Consider the following 20,169-nt stretch of genomic DNA (forward strand, 5'->3'; position numbering starts at 1 on the left):
CTGACCAACGGATATCTCACACAGTCGGTCCATCTACTCGAAGGGATTCCACTGCTGCATAGAACTCTGCTTGCGAAATGCCTGTACGCTGCACCGGAACGTGCAGCAGAAATATGATACAGTTAAAAACGATCCGGCCGCACTATAGCCGCCGGATGTTTCCTGCTTGTCTTATTCTAACAAATGCCTCTTTAAAATGCAAGAAATTTCAGAACATTTCGCTCTTCATTTTCCGACGGCAAAAGTCTCTTTCCTACAGATTTTTCACCGCGTCTATAAACCTTTTTCCGTATTTTTCGTACTTGTGCCTGCCGACTCCTGTCACATTCAGCATTTCCTCCTCGTTTCCGGGCTTCAGAATGCACATATGGATAAGGGTTTTGTCGGAAAAGACCATATAAGGGGGGATTTTTTCCTCTCTGGCAATCTCCAGGCGAAGAGCACGGAGCTTCTGAAAAAGGGGCTCATCCTGTTTTCCCAGCTCCCCGACTGCAGATTTCGGAAGTCTGCTCCGTTTCTCTTTTTTCTTCGTCTCCAGCTCTTTTGACATTTTCATTGTGAGGATATGCGCCTCCTCCAGAAGTGACCTGGAAGCGGCGGTCAGCTTCACAATCGTATATCCGTCATCCGTCAGATGAAGATATTCCTTCAGTACCAGATAATTAAAGATCTGCCGCAGCCGGTGTGCAGGAATCTTTGCACAGACTCCATATTCCGGATTTCCATCCATCTCATACTGCCGGATCTTCGCCGTAGATGCACCACGCAGAGTATCCAGAATCACGGTCACCCCATATCTCTGACCACTGCTTTCCACGCACCGGATCATTGCCCTGGCCTCCCGGCTCACATCCTGCTCTTCAAACTCGGTCTGGCAGTTCAGGCAGTTTCCGCAGTAGCTTTTTCCGTATTCCCCAAAATATTTCAGGATGTACTCACGCAGACAATCATGGGTAAAGCAGTAAAAGGTCATCTGCTTCAGCCTCTCCTGATCACGCTCCCGGACAAGGCGCCAGGCTGCCGCTTCCATTTCCTGGTTATCCTGTCCTCTCTCGATAAGATACTGATTGGTAACCACATCCTTCCCGCTGTAAAGCAGGATACATTCCGCAGGATCGCCGTCACGGCCCGCACGGCCTGCTTCCTGATAATAGCCTTCCATGTTCTTCGGCATATTATAATGAATGACATAGCGCACATCGGACTTGTCGATCCCCATTCCAAATGCATTGGTGGCTACCATCACACGACAGCGGTCATAGATAAAATCATCCTGATTGTTCCGGCGTTCCTCATCGGAAAGTCCTGCATGGTATCTGGTAGCCGTGATGCCGTCACGGATCAGCTTTCCACAGACCTCCTCCACCAGCTTTCTGGTGAGACAGTAGATGATCCCACTGTCGTCCGGATGCTCCAGTATGTAATCGTGTACTTCCTTATATTTATCTTTCGGTGTTTTCACTGCAAAATAAAGGTTTTCCCGGTCAAATCCTGTGGTTGTGCAAAAGGGGGCCTGAAGCCCCAGAAGTCTTGCAATATCCTCCCTGACCTCCTTCGTGGCTGTAGCTGTAAATGCACCGATCACCGGTCTTTTTGGAAGCTGTGCCACAAACTCTGCGATCTTCAGATAGCTTGGCCGAAAATCCTGTCCCCACTGTGATACACAATGCGACTCATCCACTGCGATCATGGAAATATCCGCACTCAGCGCAAAATCCAGAAACGCCTCTGTGGTAAGCCTCTCCGGTGCTACATAGATGATCGGATATCGTCCTGCCTTTGCGTAGCGCAAGGCTGTGAAATACTGTCCCTGTGTCAGAGAACTGTTGAGGTATGCTGCTGAGATACCGGCCTGGTTCAGGCTCCTCACCTGGTCCTTCATAAGAGAGATCAGCGGTGATATTACCAGTGTGATCCCTTTCATCATCAGTGCCGGTACCTGATAGCAGATGGATTTTCCTGCTCCGGTTGGCATTACAGCCAGAACATCTTTTCCTGCAAGAAGCGCGTCGATCACCGCTTCCTGCCCTTCTCTGAATGTATCATACCCGAAATGGGTCTTTAAAAGTTCCTGTTTCGTCATAAATCGACATGATCCTTTCTGTTACATTCCCACCGGAACTGTAACGCTTCTCTTTTTCATTGTCGAATCGCTGCTGTTTTCTGAACATTTTATTTTAACATATTTACAGATAAATTGCCAATTGATACAAAAAAATCACAAAGTACTTCCTACCTGCTTTCATGCTATAATGATATAAGAGAAAGAGTCTGTTCATACTGTCCCGTAGCAGCGGACCATGAATTCATGGAGTACCCGGTCCTCTGTTCCGTAACAGCCGGAATGCTCATAAAAAAAGGAGGGTTTGTTATGTGTAAAAGAAAAATAAAAACCATCGAAACAATTTTTTTCCTGATTCTTTTTTCCTTTATTGTACTCCTGCTTCCCCAGGATGCCCACGCCAGAGTCCGCGTCGTGACCAAAGGAACCACTTCCACCATCCGTGATACCGACGGTGTGATCGAGGATGAGTTTTCAGACATTAATTTCCCGATCAACATCAAAAATGCAAACTGTCAAAAACGGATCTATGCCGTGACAGTCCGTGTAAGCTTTTATTCACCCAAGGGAGTCATCCCAAAAAGCACCACATTTTCTATCGATGGAATCAATGTGGTTAAGCTGAGCACTTCAAATTATACACCGCTGGCATACAAGGAGACTTTTTTCACCTACGATGACAACCTGGAGGATGGCTACCTGGAATTCGATTTCGGCAATAAAGAATGTCCGGTACCGGTAGACTGTGACTATGAGGTCACCATCAAACAGGCAGTTCCGGAAATTTTTATCACCAACAACAATTATCTGAACCAGAGCATCCGAACCGGAAAAACCACTTCCATCGGAATTGAGATTTCTGATCCTTACGTAAAAACCATCAGCAAATCAAAATTCAAGGTTACTTCTTCCAACAGCTCTGTTCTCAAGGTACAGAGCATCACTCAGGATTCCAAAAAACGCAGCCGTTTCACAGTTACCCTGAAGGGCATGAAAGCCGGATCCGCAAAGATCACTTTATCCTACCCAAAGGCCACAGCCTGTAAGCTGACCGGAAAAGTAACCTCTCCTTCAAAAACCGTAGCAACCTTCCGTGCTTCCAAAACTACACTCAAGGTTGGCTCCAAGGTCAGCATGCGCTCCCTTATCAATCTAAAGGGCGGTACCAATCTGACCATCAAAAATGCAAAATCCAGCAATCCTTCTGTACTTACCATTTCCGGAAACTATCTTGTCCCAAAGAAAAAAGGGTCAGCCACAGTTACCGCAAACTTAAACGGTGTCAATCGTAAGATCACTATTACCGTATCCGCACCGGCCGCCAAACCTACCGTCAAAAATCTGAAGATCAGTGTTGCCGGTATCAAGTATGGCCCCAATGACATGAAGACCTATTATACCTTAAAATTCACCAATACTTCTGCGAAAACCATCACCACCGCAAAAGTACAGATCACCACAGGTTCCGGTATCTATGACCAGATGTACTGGACCAAGAATCTGACACTGAACCTGAAGCCCGGAAAAACCATGACAAAGACCTATTTCATCCAGAACATGGTCCAGGCACCGGAGAAAAGCGATATTTCCATTAAGTGCCTGAAGCTTAGCTGGAAATAAAACATTTCTCATTTTTCTGTTTATTTTTATCAATTGACAAATACTCGATTCCCATTTAACATAAATTTATCAGACCTGGCAGATGGCTTCTTATCCATTTGCCAGGTTTCACATCAAATAAACGAGGAATCTGAAATGGCTGAAAAAAATACTCAGGAATTACTGACAAAAAGTGATAAGACCAAATACCGTCTGGCAAAATCCATGAAAGAATGTATGCAGTCTTCTTCTGTGGAAAACATCACTGTCAAACAGATTGCAGAAAACTGCGGACTTACCAGGCAGACCTTTTATCGGAATTTTCTGGATAAATATGATCTGATCAACTGGTATTTCGATAAGCTTCTTGCAAAATCTTTTGAACACATGGGACAGGGAAAAAACGTTTACGATGCTCTGGTCAAAAAATTCACCTACATTGAGGAAGAACGTACATTTTTTTCTGTTGCTTTTCGATATGATGAACAGAATTCTCTGCGCCAGCATGATTTTAAGCTGATTCTTGACTTTTATGAGAACCTGATTTGTGAAAAAGCGGACAAACTTCCATCCCAAAATACCCACTATCTTCTGGAAATGTACTGCTACAGTTCCATCTACATGACAGTCCAGTGGGTTACGGGCAAAATTGTGTGTAAACCGGAAGGATTAGCCTCAATTCTGGTTGATGCAATGCCTGAAAAGCTCAAAAAGCTCTTCTTAGAATTGGAAATTCTCAACTAAAACATAATAATTTTTTTGGTAAATATTTCTAAAGTTACAGAAAACGTTACACTCAACCGATTCTGTAACTTTCTTTTTCGCTCTGAAATTGTTAATATAATATCAAAGATATGGCGTGTACAACGCAGAAAGGGATGTAAAGAATTATGTCAAACAGAATTAACTTAAACGGAACTTCTTATCATGGCGCAGGCGCAATTGCCGAGATCGCAAACGAAGCAAAAGCTCACGGATTTAAAAAAGCATTTGTGTGTTCCGACCCGGATCTGATCAAATTCAACGTAACAAGCAAAGTAACTGACATCCTTGATAAAAACGGCCTGGAATATGAAATTTACTCGGATATCAAAGCCAATCCTACCATCCAGAATGTACAGCATGGCGTAGAAACCTTCAAAAAATCCGGTGCTGATTATATCATCGCGATCGGTGGTGGTTCTTCCATGGATACTTCCAAGGCAATTGGAATCATCATTGCGAACCCGGAATTTGAAGATGTGAGAAGCCTCGAAGGTACTGCTCCGACCAAAAAGCCTTGTGTTCCGATCATCGCTGTTCCGACAACTGCCGGTACTGCTGCCGAAGTTACTATCAACTACGTTATCACAGATGTTGAGAAAAAACGTAAATTCGTATGTGTTGACCCACATGATATGCCGATCATCGCAGTTGTTGATCCTGATATGATGTCCTCCATGCCAAAAGGACTGACCGCTTCCACAGGTATGGATGCTCTTACTCATGCAATCGAAGGCTACACAACAAAAGCTGCCTGGGAAATGACAGATATGTTCCATCTGAAAGCAATCGAGCTAATCTCCAAATCACTTCGCGGCGCTGTTGAAAACACTAAAGAAGGCCGTGAGGGAATGGCTCTCGGACAGTATATCGCAGGTATGGGATTCTCCAATGTAGGTCTTGGTATTGCTCATTCCATGGCGCATACTCTGGGCGCTGTTTATGATACCCCGCATGGCGTTGCATGCGCTATGATGCTTCCGATCGTTATGGAATATAACCAGGAATGCACAGGAGAAAAATATCGTGAGATCGCACGTGCAATGGGTGTTAAAGATGTAGACTCCATGACACAGGAAGAATACAGAAAAGCTGCTATCGATGCAGTTAAAAAACTTTCTGTTGATGTTGGAATCCCGACAAAACTGGATGCTATCAAAGAAGAAGATCTTCAGTTCCTGGCAGAGTCCGCATATGCAGATGCATGCGCACCTGGAAACCCGAAAGATGCAAGTGTGGAAGATCTCAAAGCTCTGTTCAGAAAGATTATGTAATTGAAACGCAAATATATCATTGATATTGCTCATCTATACAGTAGGCAGGTCCCAAGGACCTGCCTACTGTATATGTTCCTATTTGCTTTTAATTTGTAACTCTGATATTTTTCCCTGCACCTTTTGCCCGAAGGATCTTTTTATAAAGACTGTTCTTCTGCTTTGGTACTTTTACCGTGCAGTTGAATTTGATTCCTTTAAATGCACTATTTCCTGTACGATTCATGGAAAGACTTTTTGTACTGATTTCCATGTTGCTCAAAGCTTTACAATTCAGAAATGCTTTCGCCCCGATCGTTGTGATATTTGCTCCCATTTTCACTGACCTTAGTCTGGCAGCTCCGGCAAATGCAGAAGTACCTATGGATGTGATCCTGTAAGTAACGCCTCCGATTTTAACTGTTGCTCCGATATTCAATGTCGTACGTGCAGTTTTGTCTGTGACTCCGTTTACACTCACTGTCCCTTTTCCATTTGTTGCTGCTCCTGTCACTTTATATTTCACTTTATTTACTGTAATTAACGCATTTTTTGCCAGTGTGATCTTAAATGTTTTTGTAACCGTTCCACTGTATTTTCCTTTGCCCTTGATTATGACCTGTGCAGTTCCAATGTTTCGATTCTTCTTATAAGTTACTGTATAATCCACATCTTTCTTCAACGCTGTATTTCCAGCTTTTACTACAGGAACCGGTGTTCTGGCACTGCCGTTATAGGAGACACTGCCCGCGCTAAGATAAACATTGGGACCGCTAAGTTTTCCACCGAGACTGTTAAACTGAATTCCTTCTGTCTTTTTTGCATACTCTTCTGCAGCTGTACTGACATATCCGTATAACTGAAATTTTTCCTTCGGGAAATATGGCACTGCTGATATATAATAAACACCCGGCCGGGTTTTGTCCGCAACTTTCGTAAGTTTCATGCCAAGTGCATGAATACCAATCCGCTTTACTCCTGACGGAACTGTGATCTTCTTTAATTTCGGACAGTCTCCAAATGCCCTCTCCGCAATTTCTGTAACTGAATCACCTATTTCCACTTTTTCCAGATTTTTACATCCTTCAAAAACCTCTGCCCCAATCTTACCACTTTTTACAGTTACCTGTTTCAGATTCGAAAGCTGTGCGTGCCACAGGCATCTTCCGTCCTCACCCAGAAATGGTACTGTCAACTTCTCAATACCACTGTCATCAATAAACAGACTGGAAAGCGTTTTTACACTGTCTGGGATTACCAGTTCTTTTAACGCTGGAGTCTCTTTAAATGCGCCTGTGCCAACGGATGTAATACCATCACTCAATATCACAGAGGAAAGATTGCTGCAGTTTGAAAAACAATACTGTGGAATAGCAATTTTTCCTGAAATTTTCGCACTTTCGAGGTCTTCGATCCCGGAGAAAGCATTACTTAAAAGTTTCAACTGACTGTCACCTTCTACAACTACGTGCTTTATGCTTCCGTTCAAATTGTCAACTTCACAGACCCCTGGTCCGACTTTAAGTGTATCCAGATTATCAAACCAGCCTTTCACTTTTCCCGCCTGAATCTCAACTGTCTTCAGATTTTTACAGTCGTCTGCCATTCCTCCATCAAATACAGTTTCCGCTCCGGTTACCGTTACTTTTTCAAGTGATGGTAAATTCCACAGGATATCACTTCCAATTTCTTTCAACTTCGGTGGAAACACTATTTCTTTCAGACTGTCACATCCGATAAAGCCGCCCTGCCCTATAGATGTCACATTATCCATTTTTATGGAAGTCAGGTTTTTGCAGTAACTAAGTACCCCTTCACTTAACGTTTCTACCTGATTCAGATCAATGTCCGAAATCCCGGTTTCCGAAAATGCCCAGGAACCAATGCTTTTAATGTTATCCGGAATCTCTATGGTTGTGAGCGAAATGCACCCTGAAAAAGTCGTCATTCCTATAGTATCGTAACTGCCATTTTCCAGCGTTACTTCTTTCAGATTTTTACAGTCTGAAAATCCATGATAGCCAAGGTCTTTAACATCCGGCCCAATATAAACTTTTTCCAGACCATCTAAGTCTCCAAACACAACTCCTGTAGGATTTCTGTAAAGGGAACCTCCATAAATCTGTATTTCTTTCAAAGAAGCATCATTACTGAACAGATTATTTCTGTATTCTCCATCTTTACACCTGAAGATTGCCTTCTGTACATCAGTATCTGCAAATGCACTTTCTTCAATAAGTTTAACATTTTCCGGGAAAACAACTTCTCCTGTGAGACTGGAACATTTCTCAAAAGCACTGCTTCCGATACTCTCCAGATTACTTCCGAATTTTATTCCCAGCAGTCTCTCGCAGTTATAAAACGCCTCCATCCCTATGGAAGTAACATTTTCCATTCCTTCTATTTCTTTCATCCTGCATCCGTTAAATGCAAATGCTTCTATGGTTCTTACATTCTTTCCAAGGATCACCTTATCTACGTAGGCATGCTCAAAAGCTGACATACCGATCGTGGTGACATCATCCGGAACAACAACTGTCCCTTTTACCATTCCGCCATAATTATAGCTTTTCAGAACTCCATCCTCAATTGTGAATTCCGCCTCATCCGAACTGTTTCCTTCTATTGCTTCTTCTGTTCCATCCACAAATCGTTTTTCCGTTTCCTGTACTGCCAGATCCGTGTCTTTCTCCACCACTTCCGGATCTTCCATCTGTAATCCTTCCTCTGCCGGTTCAAGCGCTCCTTCTTCCGTTGCCGGCACCTCTTCTGAATCCAGACTTTCTCCATCTGTAAAATCGGTTTCACTTGACATCTCCTGTTCACAGGATTCAACCGAAATATTTTCCGCAGCATATACCACGTTTTTGCAATTTCCAATATTCCCGGCTGCCAAAATCATACTCACCAATCCTGATAAAATAATTATTTTCTTCTTCATACCTCTCACTCCTCCCTTGATGAGTTCGCTATGTTTTCTGTCATTTTAATTTTATCTCACAAAAAATCAAAATACAATTGTCCTTTTTGACGTAAAAAAGACCGATTATGGATTTTCCATAACCGATCTTCTCATTTGTGAAATGCATAGATCAATATTTTATAATCTTACTTTTACAGTACATCCTTCAGTACCTGAAGTCCATACTCCGCGAGGCTGTGGTCTTCTTCGCCGGTTCCGCCACTGACGCCGAGACCACCAATGATGGTATCTCCAACCTTCAGCGGTACTCCGCCTGCAAAGATCACGATCCCGTCGCCCATCTTATCCAATCCGTAAAAAGTTCCTCCCGGCTGTGCCAGTTTGGAAAGCTCCATGGTGGACATCTTCACAGCTACAGATGTATAAGCCTTTTTCATGGCTACATCAAAGCTTACGAGAAAAGCTCCATCCATTACATGAATGGCAATGGGATTTCCATCCGGTCCGCAGATGGCGATCACAGATGGCTTGTTCCTGCGGCGGGCTTCCTCCTCGATCTTCTCGATCAGGCGTTTGGCAGAATCCAGTGTGATACGTCCCTGAATGCCCATCCGTTTCAGCACTTCCTGGATCATTGCTTCATTTATCATTGTATCTCCTCCTGTGGAGCTGCTCTGTGTTTCTGTCGGAGTTACGGTGTGCTCTGCCCTGACCGCTTCCGCAGCTACTTTTGTTGCAGGATCTTCCGGATGTTTCTCCTCAGACACTGCCGGCTCTGTCTGCACAGATGTGCCTGGCACAGAATCAACAGAAAGGCTTCTGCCCTCCTGTTCCCTGGCATCTGCATATCTGGCAAGCAGATACAGATAATCCGCCAGACGGTTCATATATTTCTTTGTTCCTGTGTCAGAACCAAACTTCACACTTACCGCTGCCAGAGCTCTCTCTGCTCTCCTTGCAACAGTACGCGCCACATCGATCTCTGCGGAAAGGCGGCAGGCTCCCGGAAGGATAAATTCCTTCGGTCTGTTAAAAAGCCCCTCCATCCGGTCGATCTCTTCCTCCAGAAGTTCGGTCTTCTCATCGTGGATCTTATATTCTCTGTTATATGGATCCGCAACCCCGGCCATGACCTTGATCAGGGTTTTCTGGATCTTCTCCAGGAAATGAAGGATGTCACCGTCATTCAGCATAGTCTTCACCAGACCGATATGGCTGGTAAGCTCATCTATGGTACCCACTAGCTGGATCCTGTCATCGGATTTGGATACGTTTTTTGTATGGACAAGGTCTGTCATGCCTTTGTCTCCACCTTTTGTATAAATGTTCATAACGGTTCATCTCCTGCTGCTCCCGGCCCGTAAAGGGGCTTGAACGGAAGCTTTTTTATGGTTCTTGCACTGTTCGCGCCAAGATTTCTGCACTGGCGGAATGTAGGTGCGATCAGTTCAAAAACATTTCTTCCTTTTGGAAGGCGCTGCATCTGCATGGCCAGACGGTTCTCCGTGATCCCGATCCCCGATCCCAGCATGGAATCTGCTGCAGCCTCATAGCTTAAAGTATCAAGATCTCCAGCCTTTTCTGTCACCTGGTACAGAACACCTTCTTCTTCGATCCCGGCGCATACCTCCCGGAGAAAATCCCGGTCCGCATGATCCGTATATATGATGATCGATGGCTTGTTTACTACCATCATTTTCTCCTTTTCCGGTGGATGCGCTGCATCCGTTTTTAAGTATAGTCGTTTCCCTGCAGGATTTCAATACTGATTTCCGCAGGAAAATATATTCTTTGTCACTGTCCCAGATAGGACATAAGCAGTCCGGTTGCCACTGCATTTCTCGGTCCTTCCGTGCCACGGATATTTCCACGTCCGCAGACGATCCGGTATTCGGAAAGAGCCTGCATCAGCATTTCCGGTATCTCAAAATCCTCTGCGGAACCACCTACCAGAACAACATTTGGTATGTTCCGGAGGTTCCTCTCCGGTGCCACTGTCTTCAGCGCACGGATCGCATTGCGTACAAAAACCTTCTTCTTGGCTTCCCGTCGTACTTCCAGGATCCGCTCCATGGGGATATCTTCCTCCACCCGAAGCATTTCTCCCGGTGCAAGCAGTACCACATGTCCATAATACCTCGGATCAATGGAATCCTCAAAAAACTGCATTGCTCCATTTTCCAGCCGCATGTGAAAAAGACTTTCGACTTTTCCCATGGGATAACGTTTGATCTGCTCTGCCTCCGCACGGCTCTTAAGGCCCAGCTCCGTCTGGATCAGCATAGTCACCAGCTCACCGGCACCAGCCTGGTGTGTGGTCCTTACGCTTCCGTCCGGCTCCAGAACCGCCGCATCCGTAGAACCGCCGCCCATGTCCAGGATCGCCAGCGGAAGTTTTGTTCCCGGCGTAGTCATGGCTCCAAGAGAAGCCATCACAGCTTCCACGCCGGCCACCACAGCCCGGACATGGAGTTCTTCTTCCAGCTTCTGTGCGATCTGCTGCATCGGCAGATGCTGTGTTTTTACCATGGCTGCAATGCCCACTGCTTTTTCCATGCAGGTCTCTCCCGCAAGAGCTCCGGATATCTCCACCGGTGCCAGTGTATCTACTGCCAGGATATCCGTGATCCGGATATCTCTTCCCTCGGCCTGTGAAACATCTGCCATACTGGATTTGATACGGTTCAGCATATTTCCCACATTGGTAGACTGCTCTCCGTCAATATCCCGGATCTCACCGGCCTCATCCAGTACCTTCATGATCTCGTCCGCACCGGAATCAATGCTGATCGTCCTCTCTTTTTCGCCGTGGAAGGTGATCGCACCTGCCGGAAGGACATTTTCCCGGACATTGCCGTTGGGCGTACGGATCACAACTGCGCTCCGCTTGCCGATCAGGCTCTTTGCGATAGGCGTTACCATCTTGGTTTCTTCCGCATTCAGTTTAAGAAGTGTGGCGATCCCATATGGGTTGGACAACATCCGGATGCTGGTTCCAGGAAGCGCCACTTCAATGGCCGCCTGTTTTCCCTCCGGGACTTTGTCAATGTGACAGACTTCGTCCACAATGGGGATCTTTCTGTCCAGACGGTTTTCCACAAGAACAGCTTCATCTGCCTGCAGGATCAGTCCCCGGATCTCCCTGATGGAAAAATACCGGTTCAGTTCCCGGGCCACTTCCTCATAGGAAAATCCTGCGGAAACAGCCACGATATACGGTTTTTCTGGAACTCCGTGTTCCAGATTTTCAAGGCGGATCAGTTCCCCCACAGCTTCCCCTGCACCGGCAGGTGTGGACGGATTATGTCCGATCATGGAGGATTCCGTGATAATGGTTTCCGTGATGGTCTCCATTGCCGTATCACCGATCACCGGCGCCGCCTCATTGAGCCGCACCAGATCCAGATCAGCAACAGATCTTCCCACTGCATCCATAGCCTCCCCAAGGGCAGCCTTGATCCCGTGGACATTGGGAAGTGTTCCCTTGGTTCCGGTGGTCATCCTGGACGCACTGGAAAGAAAACGGAATGTGCCGTTATCTTCCACTGCTCCAATACATACTTCTGTTGTGGAATTTCCAATATCTACACCAGCGATCAGTTTCAAAGAAGTATTCCCCTTTTTTCATAAACTTCAGCAGCCTCAAGGACCAGTTTTGCACAGTGAGGTGCCTGATATTTTTCAAGAAGTTCTTTTGCCATCAAAACCAGTTCTGTCTTGGTGGCACGGTTCGGACGAAGCTTGTTGTACATGTTCAGTATCACATCGTCCGGTACATTTACCAGCTCTGCAGCCCGCTCAAAATTGGCTTCCATCTGCGGATTGTCTGCCTCTGCTGCCACAGCACCCTGACGTTTCAGCATCTCTGCGGAGATCTTGATATCTTCCGCATTGAGATTGCCTTTTTTTACTTCATCCAGAGTGATCTGGGAAAGCTTCTTTCCGGTTTTGGAAGTGATGGTATCTGCTTCGTTTTTTCCTAATGGATAACTCATTTCGTGCCCTCCCATACGATGATCCCTTTTTCCGGGTCCAGCTGCTCGGTTTCTATGATATGCATCAGCGCTGCCTTTACCTGAAATTTCGCGCGGACCATAGGATCGTTGGTACACTCGATGGGTGTTACCCTCTCACCTTTTACATATTTTGCAGCATTTTTTCCGATCTTACGATAAGTATCCAGATCCATCAGAGGTGCCTGGGGAAAAAGCTCCAGGTTTGACAGAGGATACAGATCTTTCTGGTGGATCACCGTGGTTCCTTTTGACTGAAGCCCGATGCCGATACCGGAACCGGAAAGTTTTGCTGCTTCAAGCCCCATAAATCCTACATCAGAAGTATCCAGGACTTTTACGACACGGGATGTCATTCCCTCTTCTTCTATTCCTGCACAGATATTCTTAAGCACTTCGGTAAGGGGGATCCCTGTGATCGTCTCTTTGATCTCTTCACCAAAAGCAGCCCCCACACCGATCACAACTTCTTTTGGATCGGTTCCTTTCTGTGCACGCACGGCGCCTTCGTAGGAATGTTTCGGACGCATTCTCGTTTTTCCCTTCAGGGGATTTTCTGACTGGGTGACAGCATTTCCTGTCTGCATACTTTCAGGAAGCTGTCCGCCGTTGTTTTTTAAAACCTGCTCCACAACTGCTGCAGTAATGGAACGGATCAGTTGTTCATTCATCTCCATCTTTACAGCCTCCTAAAACTGATTTACATCGATCCTGTGAGGGATCGCCTTGATCTCTTCCCAGCGTTTTCCATCTACACGGTATCCGGTTCCAGGCCCCTGATAATCATTTGGCGTATTGACACCGGACATTACCTGAAATTCTTCATCCAGGATCGCCGCTGTGTGCATGTAGTCACCGATCACACGCTGTTTCAGCATATTCAGGATGCTCTGGGCAAGATCCTCAAAGCCACTTTCTGCAAGGGCTTTTACCACGTCAACACCTGTGATCCCCCGTTTCATAAAATCATCTGCAGCCATCAGATCCGATGCCACATCACGTTTCAGTGTATCCTTGCTGCCATGAGCATAGGTCACTGCTTCCACCTGTTCATCGGTGATCTCGGTAAGTCCAAGATATTTGAATACCGCCTGGACTGCTTTTCCGGCCTCACGACGTACCCGGATCACATCTTCTTCCTTAACAGGACGAAGACCGCCATCTACCTGCATATCTCTCTGCAGGACGTTGTAATCATCAAAATCTTCCGCATCGAAATTGGAACCTGCAAACATATTGTCATAGTTCGGTTCTGCAGCATATCCTGAAAAGATGAAATCCGTTCCTGGCATAAACTGAAGCATGGTCCTTGCAGTTCTTCGCATATCGGAGTTGGAAAAACTCTGGTCATTGGAGGATGCACATTCCAGTCCCAGAAGTGCGGCAACCAGATTTTCTCCCATAACTTCCCGGATTCCGGATGGAACACTGGCCGCTACACCGATACAGCTTACGGAACCATTCTGGATTCCCTGGCTTCCTGCACCCTTGGTCACATAAAGGCATCTGCATTCCAGATAGAGCATGGATTTTTTCTCACTGCTGCCCATAAGGACCTCGGAACCAGAACCGGATGTAAAACGTACCTTCAGGCCACGGGAAGCATAGGCAGAATTCAGAAATGCCTTGGAATAAGGTGTATCATCTCCGTCAACAAAAACTTTTTCTGTTCCATATACAGAAAGTGTTTCCGCATAAGTGGTCAGTCCACGGATACCCAGTTCCAGCTCGGTGGCTTCCTCAACCGCACACTGAGTCAGCACGCCCTTTCTTCCTGCCTGGGAACCGATAAGGAGCGCGATCGCATTAAACGGTGCATATCTTGCTACTCCTGTTGTTGTCTCTTCCTCACGGAAACCTCGCAGTGCCCCCTCTGCCGCATCTGCCGCGATCTGTACCGGATCATCCTTCAGATTGGTGATGTGTGCCTGGTTTCCAGGTACTTTTCTGGCACGCATCTTCTGCATGCCCATCATCATCTCGACCACGTTCAGATAATTGATCACTTCCACCATCTTCGCCGGAGTGATGCCGGAAACGATCTTTAGGATCTCTTTGCGGGGAGTCTCTATATCTACGATCTTCCGTGCGATCTCCAGAGAGGAAACCTTCATGGATTCTTCCGCACGATCGATGCGGATGGCATAATCCGCAATAAACTGATCGATGAAATCAAAATCTTCTCTGGCCTTGCCGTCCAGTTCTGTGATCACTCCGTCTTCCACTTTTACGGAAGGCTTGGGATCATATGGACTTTTCATTGCCACAAAACCCATTTCCGGCCATTCATCGATAAAGCCGTCACGATTCACTGGCCGCGCATCCAGTGCTTCTATTCTTTTTGATCTTTTCATAGTAATCTACCTTTACATATGTGCAGTCTTTCAAAAAAGGAAGAGACTAGTACCACGCTACTAGCACAAAAGGGACCGAAAAGCCGGTCCCTCCTGCATCACCCTTCGGCTTTTAAAAAGACCAAAGTTTTGTATAAATCTTAACAATATCCTCTTTCTTCGGAACACGTGGATTTGCCACTGTGCAGGCATCTGCAAGTGCCATATCTGCCATCTTGTCAACGGCTGCGAAATAAGCATCCGGTGTGATCGTCTTCATCTCTTCGATGGTAAGCGGGATATTCATCTCTTTCTGCATAAACTGAATCCAGTTTACAAGAGATCTGACACTCATAACTTCGTTATAATTGCTCAGTCCAAGAAGATGTGCAATATTGGAATATCTCTTTACTGCCGGAAGATATTCCTTCTGGCTTCTGCTGCGTTTGTTGATATTTGCATTATATTCAACAATATGCGGCAACAGCATCGCATTAGCTCTTCCGTGAGGAATATGGAAAATAGCACCCAGCTGATGAGCCATACTGTGTGTGATACCAAGTCCTGCGGCATTAAAGGAAAGTCCTGCCAGACAGGATGCTACATGCATTTTCTGTCTTGCATGCATATCATTACCATCAACATATGCACGGTAAAGATATACACCACAGATCTCAATGGATTTCTCTGCAAGTGCAGAAGTAAACTCATTGTGATTGATGCTGACATAAGACTCAATTGCATGAGTCAGAACATCCATACCTGTATCTGCTGTGATCGCAGGTGGAACACTGCGTACAAGTTCAGCATCCAGGATCGCCTCATCAGCTGTCAGGCTGTCTGAGATCAGCGGATATTTCACATGTGCCTCTGTATCATTTACAACTGCAAAAGAGGTAACCTCGGAACCTGTACCACTTGTTGTAGGAATGGCAACCAGTCCAACCTTTCCGTAATTGTTGATCTTCAGGGCAAACTCACGGATTGCCTTGGAGGAGTCGATGGCAGAGCCACCGCCTACTGCAACGATCGCTTCCGGCTGATACTGAAGGAATTTTTTGACTCCTTCGGCAATTTTTCCAACCGGAGCATCCGGAACAACATCACAGAAAATATCAAATTCTTTTCCACCTGCCTGAAGCGGTTTTGTGATCATATCGATCATTCCGCTTTTTACAACAAACGGATCTGTGACAATAAGGACTCTTTTGTATGGAATATCTTTCAGTCTTCCCAGGGCATCAGCTCCAAAATGGATGGCTGTTTTCATTTCAAATGTATTCATAGAAACTGCTCCCTCTCGTCATACCGAAACACAGTTCTCTTTTGTCTGCCTGTGTTCGGATAAAGTAAAGCGGATCTCCGCATTCCGCATACACTGCATGCTCATGAACATGATCGTTTCACGATATATGTTCAATCTATTTCGGGTAGATGCATTCGATCTTATGCCTGTTAAAATGATCCAGCCACTTTTCAGACGGTTTTTTGTCTGTGATGACCGTCTCGATATCCCGCAGCTGTCCTGCCACGGAAAAAGCAGTCTGATCAAATTTCGTGCTGTCTACCACCAGAATACGCATCTTTCCGGAATTGATCATGGCCTTTTTTGTTGTTCCAAAGGCTTCTTTGGATTCCATGATCCCCATATCCTCGTTTAATGCCTTACAGGAAAAAATAACCTTGTCCACATAGTAAGAACGGATCACTTCTTCGGTTCTGGCACCAAGGAAGGCAAGATACCCCTCCTTCATCACTCCGCCGGTGGAAATAATATTCCATCCGGATACATCAGAGAGCTCCAGAAGGATCTCCATAGAATTGGTAACAACGGTGAGACGTTCTTTTTCTTTCAGCGCCTTGGCCACAAAAACTGCCGTTGTGCTGGCATCCAGAAAAATATGATCTCCGTCATTCACCATGGAAGCAGCAATCTCCGCCATTTTCTGCTTTCCCTGTACATTCTGGTTTTTACGAATATTAAATGGTAAATCAATACCGACATCTTCGTTGATCACCGCACCGCCATAACTCTTTGTGGCAAGTCCTTCTTTTTCCAGCTTGTCCAGATCACGGCGGATAGTTTCTTCTGAGACATTGTAAAGCTGGCTTAGTTCACTTACAACAACCCTTTTCTCTTCCTGTAATTTCTCGAGAATCAGATTTCTTCTCTCTAACGCTAGCATAAGATGCCTCCTTTTCAGATGTCATTGCAGGGATATCCTTCAAAAGGATATCCCTCAGATATAAAGACAATATTAAAGGATCGTATCGATCATTCTCTTGTCCGGATGAGCGATCACTGAGGAATCCATGTACATTCCTTTTTCAGCTACCAGCTCTTTTGCTCTTTCGATAGAAGCCTCTACTGCAGAAACCTCACCGGTAAGGAGCATGTAGGATTTACCGCACATACCCTTGGCGATACGAAGCTCGATCAGATCAACGATAGCTGTCTTAGCTGCCTGATCTGCTGCCTCGATGATAGATGCTGCATCATAGGTCTCAAGAATTCCCAGGGCACTGATCTCCTCGACCTGTGTGGTTCCGTAGATTGCCGGGAAAATGGACTCATGCGGATTACCCAGTACAAAACTGTCAATGCATTTGTCCTCGTATGTTGTTACAGCTGTGTCTACAGCAGCTTTCACTGCGCTTAAATCTCCGGTGATAATTGCAATATATTTTCCCGGACATACTGTCTGCGCCTCCACGATCTCTACTTCAGATGTCTTAACCATGGCATCTGCTGCAGTGATACCAGCTGGTGTGGTTTTAAACTCAATCATTCCGATTGCTCTACTCATTTTGTGCACGTCCTTTCTAATTTCTTGCAATTACAACATGGCGGTCTGTCACTTCTGTAACCTTACCACTGATGGTTGCATGGATTCCGACACTTAATCCCTGTGCAGGCTGTGCGATCATCTGACCTTCTGTTACCATATCGCCTACATTTACGATTGCCTGTGCCGGTGCACCGATATGCTGGCTTAAGAGAACCTTTACCTTCGATACGTTTACAAGCTCTTCCTGAAGCGGTGCATCCTTGTCATATCTGGTAAGTCCCAGACGTGCCATCAGGCGCTCCTCAGGAACCTTGCGGTATTCTCTTGACTCCTGTACCGGCTTCGGCTGAACACCCTGAGGTGGTCTGATCCCGGCCTTACGAAGTCCACCTTTCATATCTGCAAGCAGTGTTCTCGGAGCCAGGCTCTGCGGACACGCATACATCTCGCAGACACCACAGGAGCTGCAGAATGCAGAATTGATATAAGGATTTACATTTCTGAAATCCTGATTGGATGCTGCCATCATGAACATTGCCGGATCGATCGGGTGTCCCAGATTATGTCTCGGGCAAAGATCGGTACATGTATGGCAGTGGCAGCAGATGGATGCTGCTCTCTTTAAATCTATGGAAGAAGTCCGCTGCTTCTTCATGACAATAACATGGTCCTTTGGAAGAACCAGGATTGCGTTCGTTGTTTTGGTAACCGGGTCGGAACCATTTCCGATACGTCCCATCATCGGGCCGCCAACGAAATATACAGGATCCTTTACAGTTGTACCGCCTGCCTGGGCAACAACCTCTTCCAGTGTACATCCCAACGGAACCTTCACTGTAACAGGATTCTCAACCTCAGCAACAACGGAAACATACTTACATGTGACCGGTTTATGTTCTTCTACCGCGCGGTATACATTGTAGAGAGTCTCTACATTAAATACGGCTACTCCCTGCTCGATCGGCAGTCCTCCTGGCCGTACCACACGTCCGGTTGCCTCATAAATAAGAACAACCTCATCACCCATAGGATAAACCTCATCAAGAAGATGGATCTTAACCCTCGGGAATTCTTCGATATGCTGATTTAAAGCATTGATCGTCTGTACATAAGATTTTTTGATTCCGATAATGGCCTGGGAAGCTCCTACCGTCTCCGCAACCATATCGAATGTTTTCATGATCTCGTATGCGTGCTTCTCCAACAACTGTCTGTGAAGTTTCAGTAATGGTTCGCACTCTGCACAGTTCATGAGAATGATTTCTGCTTTGTCTGTCAGCTTCATGTATGTAGGGAAACCTGCTCCACCTGCTCCGACAACACCATTCTCCTGCATAATTTTCTGTAATTCTTTGATATCCATGGCGTTACTCCAATCCTGCACCGTCATCTACGATTCCGACGATTGCGGCATCTACCGGTGCTGTTTCTACGCCGCAGCCAATTCTTGCTGCGCTTCCTTGTGCCACCAATACATATTCGCCGATTCCCGCACCGATGATATCGATGGCAACAATCTGGCTGTGCTCGGCTTTCATATGATGCACCGGCTCCACGATCATGAATTTATTTCCTATCAGTTTTTCACTTTTTCGTGTGGAAACAATACTTCCAACTACTTTGCCTACGATCATATGAGCCTCCGTTTTTCTCTATATCCTCTGCTGGGGATGCCGAAAACGGCATCCCCGAAGGAGGAATATTATTTGATTATGGTAACTGTATTGCCTGTGGCAATTCTTGCTGCATTTGCTTCATCTGTATCAATATGCATTTCCAGTGTAAAGCTGTCATCAACACGGATCTTAACCTGATTAAAGATCGTTCCGCGCTCATTGTCAGCTTTGACGGAAACAACATCACCATCATGTACACCCGCAGCCTGGGCATCCTTCGGAGCCATGTGGATGTGACGCATAGCCACAATACATCCCTCTTTCAGATAAATGGCGCCTTTCGGTCCGACGATGGCGATCGGTGCACTTCCTGCAAGATCACCGGACATACGTACCGGAACCTTCATTCCCAGCTTGATCGCATCTGTTGCGGAAACCTCAACCTGTGATTTACTGCGGACAGGTCCGAGGATCCTTACATTCTCGATCGCACGGAGCTTCAGTCCCACAATGGTAACTGTTTCGTTGGATGCAAACTGTCCGCCCATCAGATCCTTTTTCTTTGTGAGCTGATAGCCTTCTCCGAACAGTGCCTCCACATGCTCCTGCGTCAGGTGAATATGTCTTGCGGAAACTCCGATAGGAACAACGAAACCATTGCCCTTGTCTTCGTTTTTGTTGATCGCATCGATCACCATTTTTGTGATCATTTCAATATTATTCGTTTCCAAGAGTACACCTGCTTTCTTTCGGTTTCATGACTGAACTTAACTCAAAACACACCGGCCGGAAGCCTTAATGGCCCTCAGGCCGGTGCGT

Annotated in this window: 17 protein-coding genes; 3 read left to right on the forward strand and 14 right to left on the reverse strand. The window is 45.9% G+C overall.

The genetic code is table 11. The features are described 5' to 3' along the window. Window positions 1–253 precede the first annotated feature (253 nt). A complete protein-coding gene (recQ, locus tag ACTNDQ_RS00115) occupies window positions 254–2,083 on the reverse strand; it encodes a DNA helicase RecQ (RefSeq protein ID WP_441063147.1) in 1,830 nt (609 codons plus the stop codon). 288 nt (window positions 2,084–2,371) lie between these two features. Here recQ and ACTNDQ_RS00120 point away from each other — a divergent pair, with 288 nt between their 5' ends. From ACTNDQ_RS00120 to fucO, 3 genes are all read left to right on the forward strand, one after another. Continuing rightward, complete coding sequence (locus ACTNDQ_RS00120) at window positions 2,372–3,682, forward strand: hypothetical protein (RefSeq protein ID WP_278795376.1); 1,311 nt, start codon at window positions 2,372–2,374, stop codon at window positions 3,680–3,682. A gap of 135 nt (window positions 3,683–3,817) precedes the next feature. Further along, the gene (locus tag ACTNDQ_RS00125) at window positions 3,818–4,405 is read left to right on the forward strand and encodes a TetR/AcrR family transcriptional regulator C-terminal domain-containing protein (protein WP_278795375.1); all 588 of its coding nucleotides are present in this window, start codon (window positions 3,818–3,820) and stop codon (window positions 4,403–4,405) included. Window positions 4,406–4,551: 146 nt separating this feature from the next. After that, window positions 4,552–5,697, forward strand: a complete 1,146-nt coding sequence (gene fucO / locus ACTNDQ_RS00130; RefSeq protein ID WP_278795374.1) for a lactaldehyde reductase — start codon at window positions 4,552–4,554, stop codon at window positions 5,695–5,697. Window positions 5,698–5,785: 88 nt separating this feature from the next. On the opposite strand, the gene ACTNDQ_RS00135 is transcribed toward fucO, so the two are convergent. From ACTNDQ_RS00135 to ACTNDQ_RS00195, 13 genes are all read right to left on the reverse strand, one after another. Then, complete coding sequence (locus ACTNDQ_RS00135) at window positions 5,786–8,617, reverse strand: leucine-rich repeat domain-containing protein (RefSeq protein WP_278795373.1); 2,832 nt, start codon at window positions 8,615–8,617, stop codon at window positions 5,786–5,788. Window positions 8,618–8,790: 173 nt separating this feature from the next. Next, on the reverse strand, window positions 8,791–9,930 hold the full coding sequence (locus ACTNDQ_RS00140) for a cob(I)yrinic acid a,c-diamide adenosyltransferase (RefSeq protein ID WP_278795372.1): 1,140 nt from the start codon (window positions 9,928–9,930) through the stop codon (window positions 8,791–8,793). After that, window positions 9,927–10,295: a glycerol dehydratase reactivase beta/small subunit family protein gene (locus tag ACTNDQ_RS00145; RefSeq protein ID WP_278795371.1), complete on the reverse strand. Its 369-nt coding sequence runs from the start codon at window positions 10,293–10,295 to the stop codon at window positions 9,927–9,929. Before ACTNDQ_RS00145 ends, ACTNDQ_RS00140 begins: the two co-directional genes overlap by 4 nt. A 98-nt stretch (window positions 10,296–10,393) precedes the next feature. Beyond that, window positions 10,394–12,205 (reverse strand): diol dehydratase reactivase subunit alpha, encoded by a 1,812-nt coding sequence (locus tag ACTNDQ_RS00150; RefSeq protein ID WP_278795370.1) that lies wholly within the window; start codon window positions 12,203–12,205, stop codon window positions 10,394–10,396. Then, window positions 12,202–12,594: a diol dehydratase small subunit gene (locus tag ACTNDQ_RS00155; protein ID WP_278795369.1), complete on the reverse strand. Its 393-nt coding sequence runs from the start codon at window positions 12,592–12,594 to the stop codon at window positions 12,202–12,204. Before ACTNDQ_RS00155 ends, ACTNDQ_RS00150 begins: the two co-directional genes overlap by 4 nt. Next, a complete protein-coding gene (locus ACTNDQ_RS00160; protein WP_278795368.1) occupies window positions 12,591–13,289 on the reverse strand; it encodes a propanediol/glycerol family dehydratase medium subunit in 699 nt (232 codons plus the stop codon). The genes ACTNDQ_RS00155 and ACTNDQ_RS00160 overlap by 4 nt, the downstream gene beginning before the upstream one ends. Window positions 13,290–13,301: 12 nt before the next feature. After that, entirely contained in the window at window positions 13,302–14,966 is a 1,665-nt protein-coding gene (locus ACTNDQ_RS00165; RefSeq protein ID WP_278795367.1) for a propanediol/glycerol family dehydratase large subunit, read from the reverse strand. Window positions 14,967–15,078: 112 nt separating this feature from the next. Further along, window positions 15,079–16,230, reverse strand: coding sequence for a 1-propanol dehydrogenase PduQ (locus ACTNDQ_RS00170; RefSeq protein ID WP_278795366.1), 1,152 nt, complete (start codon window positions 16,228–16,230; stop codon window positions 15,079–15,081). A gap of 136 nt (window positions 16,231–16,366) precedes the next feature. Continuing rightward, window positions 16,367–17,131, reverse strand: a complete 765-nt coding sequence (locus ACTNDQ_RS00175) for a DeoR/GlpR family DNA-binding transcription regulator (RefSeq protein WP_278795365.1) — start codon at window positions 17,129–17,131, stop codon at window positions 16,367–16,369. Between the two features lie 72 nt (window positions 17,132–17,203). Beyond that, entirely contained in the window at window positions 17,204–17,752 is a 549-nt protein-coding gene (locus ACTNDQ_RS00180) for a BMC domain-containing protein (RefSeq protein ID WP_015525948.1), read from the reverse strand. A gap of 16 nt (window positions 17,753–17,768) precedes the next feature. Beyond that, window positions 17,769–19,097, reverse strand: coding sequence for a 4Fe-4S dicluster domain-containing protein (locus ACTNDQ_RS00185; RefSeq protein WP_044961538.1), 1,329 nt, complete (start codon window positions 19,095–19,097; stop codon window positions 17,769–17,771). Between the two features lie 4 nt (window positions 19,098–19,101). Further along, window positions 19,102–19,368: a EutN/CcmL family microcompartment protein gene (locus tag ACTNDQ_RS00190; RefSeq protein WP_015525950.1), complete on the reverse strand. Its 267-nt coding sequence runs from the start codon at window positions 19,366–19,368 to the stop codon at window positions 19,102–19,104. 68 nt (window positions 19,369–19,436) lie between these two features. Continuing rightward, window positions 19,437–20,048, reverse strand: a complete 612-nt coding sequence (locus ACTNDQ_RS00195; RefSeq protein ID WP_373152625.1) for a phosphate propanoyltransferase — start codon at window positions 20,046–20,048, stop codon at window positions 19,437–19,439. Window positions 20,049–20,169 lie beyond the last annotated feature (121 nt).

The organism is Blautia massiliensis (ex Liu et al. 2021), from assembly GCF_052064225.1.
GTDB classification, from domain to species: domain Bacteria; phylum Bacillota; class Clostridia; order Lachnospirales; family Lachnospiraceae; genus Blautia_A; species Blautia_A fusiformis.